Raw genomic sequence first — 6,176 nt, 5'->3', positions numbered from 1 at the left:
CTTATTCGACCCTGAGAAGGGGCTATAAATAAAATTTCAAATCTTCAATGTTTGTTATTGCCTTGTAAATACTTTCAAGCTCTCCGTATGATTTTACCATTACTGTAACAGTATAGCTAATAAAATTTTCATCTCTGCTTGCTTTTGGTTCAGGTATATCAACATCAAAAAATAGTTCTTTGATCGATATTTTAAAGTTATCGCTATTTTTCCCAACTATTTTAAATGTATGCAAGCAAGGAAATTTCATTAAATCTTGCATATTTGACATATATTATCCTCATTTGCTATATTTTGTGCAATCTTTAATTGAGTCAGCCATTGCCCAAAAATTCTTCCCTTCCCTTCATACTTTTTGATCTCTTTTATAAATTTGTCAGGGATAGGCGTAGGTGACTCATTTTCCCATTTACTGCCAGGCAGAGGCATAAAGTAGTGTGAATGTATTCTTACCTTTTTGTGCCAGCTTGAAATCCAAGCAAAAGTTTCACTTAATGTCTCTTCCGTTTCAAAAGGGAGACCGAATATAAAATCCACATCTACATTGAATCCGTACTTTAGAAAAATATCAATGGTATTTTCAACCTTATCAATTTCCTCAGATCTGTTAATTCTTTTTAGCTGACTTTTTGAGGCTGTTTGCAAACCAATTACAACTCGTCTATTGTAGCAAAATTCCTTTAAGATTTTTACAAGGTCTTCATTTACAAAATAAGGATTTATTTCAGAAGGGAATGAGCCGAAAAATATTCTTGCTCTATTTTCGGTAACTTTTTTTATCCCTGTTAAAAGCTCGTAAATTGCATTGATATTTATATTTTTGTCATACATATAAGATGCCGCGTCAGGAGAAATGAAGCGGTAATCCTTTTTCTCATACTTGTATGAATATTGAATATTGCTTAATATACTTTCTATACTTCTATGCCTTAACTTTCCGGGGAAAAGTGCGGGGGTTTGGCAATAACTGCATCGGTACTGACACCCTCTCATTATTTCAATAGCACCAAACATTAATACTTTTTTAGGATAGACGTCAAATTCATCAAGATTAACTTTTGTGTTACTTTTATAAATTCCTCTTTGCAAACTTCCTTGAAGGTGAGACTGCACAATATCTTTGAGCACAAATTCCCCTTCTCCTACACAGACACAGTCAAACAATTCAGCCATTTTTTCAGGTCTGGCTGAAGGGTGTGGACCTCCACAGACTAAAATATTTCCATCCTTTTTAAATAATGAAACCGTGTCGGTGTATTTACTGAAGTTAAGGCTGTTAAAGGAGAAAAATAGCATACTGTTTTTTACTTTCAACTGTAAAATATCTTCAAAATTTACTACAGAGTACGAGTATTCAGGGAAAAATTTTTCAAAAGCACAAATTAGTGCACGTATTGAAAATCTGTTAAACTTATCAAGTATAAAAATAAAATCAGTGTTTTTTGACATATAGAAGCATATCCTTGTATTTATAAACTTCTACCTCTTCTCCGGGGCTCAAACTATCTTCCCCTATGGCATCCCAATACTCACCATTAATAAATACCTTACCTTTATTTCCTTCCCAAACTTTTACTATAGCAGTCATTCCAATAAGCTTTTCCATACCTGTTTCAGGCTTTTTTCTAAAATCTTTGAGTATTAGCCTTCCTATAATTACAGCAATTGTTATAATGAAAATAATTGTGATTGCCATGACGGTATATGATATGCCAATTTCCATATTCCCCTCTTTATTGAAAAGCAGCTTCATTCCAAATATAAGACTTATAATTGAAGCTATAGTCAAAAGTCCAAAGCTCGGGATAAAAATTTCAAGAGCCAAAAGTGCTATCCCTGCCAATATTAGCAAAAGAGCCATATAATTTAAAGGGATAATATTTATGCCAAATAAAAACAAAATAATTGCTACGATTCCTATTCCCGCAAAAACAAACGTCCCCGGCATTTTTAGTTCTAAAAAAATACTTAGTACTGCAATAATTAAAAGAAGGATTAAGACATTGGGGTCGGATAAAAATATGGAAATCTTTTCATAGACGTTTGGTTTGATGTATATAATGTCTAATTTATTTTCATGGTATTTTTTTTTTATTAATTCAAGTATGTCACTGTCAGAGTTTGCAATATAGTCAATTAGTCCGTTTTTTATAGCCTCTTTTGCAGTATAACTCTTTGAATTTAGCACAGTATCAAGAGCAGCATCAATATTGCGACCTGTCTTTTCAGCGATTGATTTTATGAAGGCAGCTGTGTCATTTTCAACCTTTTTACCTATCTCCCCCTCAATATCTTTCCCCGTAACACTGACCGGATGGGCAGCACCAATATTTGTCCCTTCGGCCATAACAGCCATATCGGATGACAACACGATAAAAGTACCTGCCGAGCCTGCTCTTGCCCCTTGCGGGGAGACAAAAGATATGATTTTTACCTTACTTTCAAAAATATACTGGACAATTTTTCTTGTAGAGTCAAGGACACCTCCCGGTGTATCGATTTTAAGTACAAGAAAGCCGGAATCTTTTTCTGCCTGTTCAATAGCATTTTTGATATATTTGCTTGTAAAAGGGCTTATTACCCCTTTTATTTCAATAAAGTATACATTTTTTGCAAATAGCGTTGAGGTTGATAGCACAAACAGTAAAAATACTAAAATCTTTTTCATATTACCTCTCGACAAACCTTTTTAAGCTTAAAGAAATGTATTTTCCCAGGGATAGCAAATTTTCTATAATACTTTGTTTGATAGTAGTCTATCAGGTCTGTTTCGTAAGGTTTTTCAAAGCAAGAAGTTAATGGTGGCACGGGCTTCAGATTTTCTAAAATTTCTTCACCGTAGTCGTTGTGGTCGGTGGCTATGAAGATATGCCCGTCGTTTGCAAGCTTATTCGATAAGAGCTGTAGAAACTCTGTTTTTAATAGTCTTCTTTTATTATGCTTTTTTTTGGGCCACGGGTCAGGAAAGTTTATATAAAAATTATTAATGCTATTATCCGGAAAAAGATTTACAAAAAAGGCTCCGTCATAATGAATTAGCCTTACATTTTTACTATCAAGTTTTTCACATCTTTTGATGGCTTTTCTAATGACTTTTTTATAAACCTCAAATCCAATAAAATTTTCATTCTTATTGAGAGCTGCATAATGTGCTATAAACTCACCGTTGCCAATTCCTATCTCAACATTGACAGGGTTTTCGTTGCCGAATATCTCTTTAAAATCGATTTTATCATATTTTACATAAGGGGTTATTTGAGGCTTTATTTCATCGGAAAAGACATAAATTTTGTCTGTGAAGTCTAATTTTAAACGAATTAAAGTAGTTTCCATTTTACACCATTGTCTATTACTGGAGCAACTTTTTCAATATCTTCAAGGTACTTTAGATAACCTTTTATTGTAGAAGATACAAGCAGGAAATATTCTATCTCAAAGGGGATATTTAAGTCCTTCATAAGGTCTGCAGATATATCTTCTCCCGTGATAAGTGGCCTCTTTTTTAAGGTATCTCTAATCATATTGCCAACGGTTATAGTATGATTAAGATTTTCATCAATGAGACTATTTGCTTCGTCTTTAGATAATATCCCTTTGTGACAGAAGATTATATTTTCAAACTCTATCTCTTTGAGCTTATAAAGAGAGTTAATGTATTCTTTTACGTCATAAATATAGAGTATTTTATGCTTTTCTATAACTTCTTTAGAAAAAATAGCATCCCCTGCATATAGCGTGTTATTAATTTTAAAACCGCAATGTCCCGGGGAGTGTCCGAATAGCTCGACGACTTCAATATCCTTGTTTTCAAGATTATCTAATGTTGAAACATTGTTTATAGATTTGGCACATAAAAATTTGCTTTTAGCCTTTTTGAATGATGCTCCACCATAAAGAAGTGCTGATTCAAGCTCAGTAAGTGAGCAAAAGGACAATTCATTTTTGTGAATGTAAGTCTTACAGCCGTACCTGCTTTCAAAAAAGCTGTTCCCCCCAATGTGGTCAGCATGGGAGTGAGTATTTAAAACTGCTACTACATCCTTGCCTATAGCCTTATTTAGTTTTTTTGCAGTATCGACATTCAGGCAGGTGTCAAATAAGGTTACACCACTGTCTGTATCAATAAAAACTGTATTTAAGGCACCTGAGTCGATTACAAAAATATCATTAAGCTTTGTAATTTTCATTTATGAATTTTTCTAACTCTTTAATCAAAACATTTACATCTAATCCGTGCATAAGGCACCCTTTTTCAAGGGTTTCAGTTTGAATCCCCATACAGCTGATACAGCCCATATTGAGACTATTGAAAACCTTTACACATTTAGGGTACTTTTTTAAAACATCCGAAATCTTCATATTTTTATCAAGCATAGAATCCTCCTTAAAAAAAGACTTGATTATTTTATAGTATTTATGTTAGCATTCCGTCTTCTCAAAATCAAGAAATATATAGGAGGACCTTAAAATGGCAAGAAAGTGTGATATTTGTGGAAAAGGCCCTATGTTTGGAAATACAATAAGTCACGCCCACAACGTATCTAAAAGGGTATTTTATCCTAACGTTCATAAAGTAAGAGTTGTGGAAACTGACGGTTCTGTTGTCAGAAAGAAAGTTTGTACCAAATGTCTTAAGGCCGGCAAAGTCAAAAAAGCTTAGATGCCTGCACCTTATGCAGGCATTTTTCCTTCTTAAAGTCTATATCGCCTAAAATGGCTAAACCTTTCTTTTATATAAGTTCGAAGAGTAGGGTGATTGTAGCTTTAAAAACCATTTATCTTTATTTTAATATGTGTATAATATTTTCCTATCAAAAGTTAGAAGGTGCAAATTGAGAGTTGTTATTGTAGGCGCAGGTGAAGTAGGATACAATATCGCAGAGCAGTTAATTCTTGAAAAGAAAGATGTTATTCTTATAGATAAAGATTCCGAAAAGACTAAAAGAGCCTCGAGCCACTTGGATTGTCTTGTTTTGACCGGTGAAGGGACTAACATAGATACTTTAAAACAGGCAGGGATTGAGCAGGCGGATATATTTATCAGCGTAACAAATTCTGATGAAGTAAATATGATTTCCTGTTTTGTGGTGGCAAATGAATTTAATGTGCCGGTAAAGCTTGCTCGTGTGCGTAATCTTGAATATGGTAAAACGAGGATGTTTACCAAGACAAAGATTGGGATTGACTTTGCCGTTAACCCTGAATTTGAAGCGGCCAAGTCTATTGTAAAAACTGTTGAGCATGGTGCAACTACAGATGTCTTCTCTTTTGAGGACTTGGATGTTCAGTTTAGAGATGTCTTTGTAGATGAAGAATGTAATCTTGATGGGAAAAGTATCAAAGAGATAAGACAGCTTGTAAATGATGACTTTCTTATTGCAGGTATTTTAAGGGATGAAGATATAATTATTCCTCATGGAGAAACGATTGTTAAAAGTAATGATCACCTTTTTGCTGTTGGCACCAAAAAGAGTATTTATCAATTTTTACAAAAGAGTGGTATTAAAAGTAAAAAGATAAAAAAGGTGCTTATTGTCGGTGCAGGAAGTATAGGCAGTAAAGTGGCAGAATCATTAAGCTTTCGAGGAAGGTCTGTTACTGTTGTCGATAATGATTATGATGTTTGCAAAAATTTGGCTGAAAAGTTTCCTGATGTAACTGTTCTGCACGGTGATATTTCGGATGATTCTATCTTTGAAGATGAGCAGCTTGATGAACACGATTTGATTATTACAACTACCGATAAAGAAGAATTAAATATATTAACTGCGGTTTATGGCAAAACTCTTGGGATAAAAAGAGCTATTGCACTGGTGAACAAAGCTAATTACCTTAAGATATCAAGAAATTTAGGGATAGATGCTACGATAAGTCCAAAAATAAGCTCTGCAAGTGCTGTTTTAAGGTTTATCAGACGAGGAAATATAAAGGCTGTCCATACAATTTTTGATGGTATGGCTGAGGCAATAGAGTTTAAAGTTTCCCCGGGAAGCTCAATAGCAAATAAGCTTGTTAAAGAATTACACCTTCCGGAGAAAACACTCATTGTCGCCGTGAATAGAAACTATGACGATTATATCCCTGGGGGTGATTTTGAAATAAAGCCCGGTGATAATGTCATAGTATTTGCAAAAAAAGAATCAATTAAGAAACTTGAAGAGTCAGTAATAGTTTAA

8 protein-coding genes are annotated in these 6,176 nt (G+C 33.9%); 2 read left to right on the top strand and 6 right to left on the bottom strand.

Features of this window, described 5'->3' with window-relative positions; genetic code table 11:
• Nucleotides 1–22 precede the first annotated feature (22 nt).
• From LF845_RS09690 to LF845_RS09665, 6 genes are read right to left on the bottom strand one after another with little or no spacing between them, the layout of a single operon-like run.
• Complete coding sequence (locus LF845_RS09690; RefSeq protein WP_242820815.1) at nt 23–271, bottom strand: HP0495 family protein; 249 nt, start codon at nt 269–271, stop codon at nt 23–25.
• Nucleotides 250–1,449, bottom strand: coding sequence for a TIGR04013 family B12-binding domain/radical SAM domain-containing protein (locus LF845_RS09685; RefSeq protein WP_242820814.1), 1,200 nt, complete (start codon nt 1,447–1,449; stop codon nt 250–252). Before LF845_RS09685 ends, LF845_RS09690 begins: the two co-directional genes overlap by 22 nt.
• Complete coding sequence (locus LF845_RS09680) at nt 1,433–2,668, bottom strand: NfeD family protein (RefSeq protein WP_242820813.1); 1,236 nt, start codon at nt 2,666–2,668, stop codon at nt 1,433–1,435. The genes LF845_RS09685 and LF845_RS09680 overlap by 17 nt, the downstream gene beginning before the upstream one ends.
• The gene (gene trmB, locus LF845_RS09675) at nt 2,665–3,333 is read right to left on the bottom strand and encodes a tRNA (guanosine(46)-N7)-methyltransferase TrmB (RefSeq protein ID WP_242820812.1); all 669 of its coding nucleotides are present in this window, start codon (nt 3,331–3,333) and stop codon (nt 2,665–2,667) included. The genes LF845_RS09680 and trmB overlap by 4 nt, the downstream gene beginning before the upstream one ends.
• Nucleotides 3,318–4,187, bottom strand: a complete 870-nt coding sequence (locus LF845_RS09670; protein ID WP_242820811.1) for an MBL fold metallo-hydrolase — start codon at nt 4,185–4,187, stop codon at nt 3,318–3,320. The genes trmB and LF845_RS09670 overlap by 16 nt, the downstream gene beginning before the upstream one ends.
• On the bottom strand, nt 4,168–4,374 hold the full coding sequence (locus LF845_RS09665; protein WP_242820810.1) for a DUF1858 domain-containing protein: 207 nt from the start codon (nt 4,372–4,374) through the stop codon (nt 4,168–4,170). The genes LF845_RS09670 and LF845_RS09665 overlap by 20 nt, the downstream gene beginning before the upstream one ends.
• Nucleotides 4,375–4,468: 94 nt before the next feature.
• Between LF845_RS09665 and rpmB the strand changes: the two genes are divergently transcribed.
• A complete protein-coding gene (gene rpmB / locus LF845_RS09660) occupies nt 4,469–4,660 on the top strand; it encodes a 50S ribosomal protein L28 (RefSeq protein WP_242820809.1) in 192 nt (63 codons plus the stop codon).
• Nucleotides 4,661–4,832: 172 nt separating this feature from the next.
• Nucleotides 4,833–6,176: a Trk system potassium transporter TrkA gene (trkA, locus tag LF845_RS09655; protein ID WP_242820808.1), complete on the top strand. Its 1,344-nt coding sequence runs from the start codon at nt 4,833–4,835 to the stop codon at nt 6,174–6,176.

Origin of the sequence: Deferrivibrio essentukiensis (assembly GCF_020480685.1) — a bacterium.
GTDB lineage: Bacteria > Chrysiogenota > Deferribacteres > Deferribacterales > Deferrivibrionaceae > Deferrivibrio > Deferrivibrio essentukiensis.
This window is presented reverse-complemented; position numbering and strand designations above follow the sequence as displayed.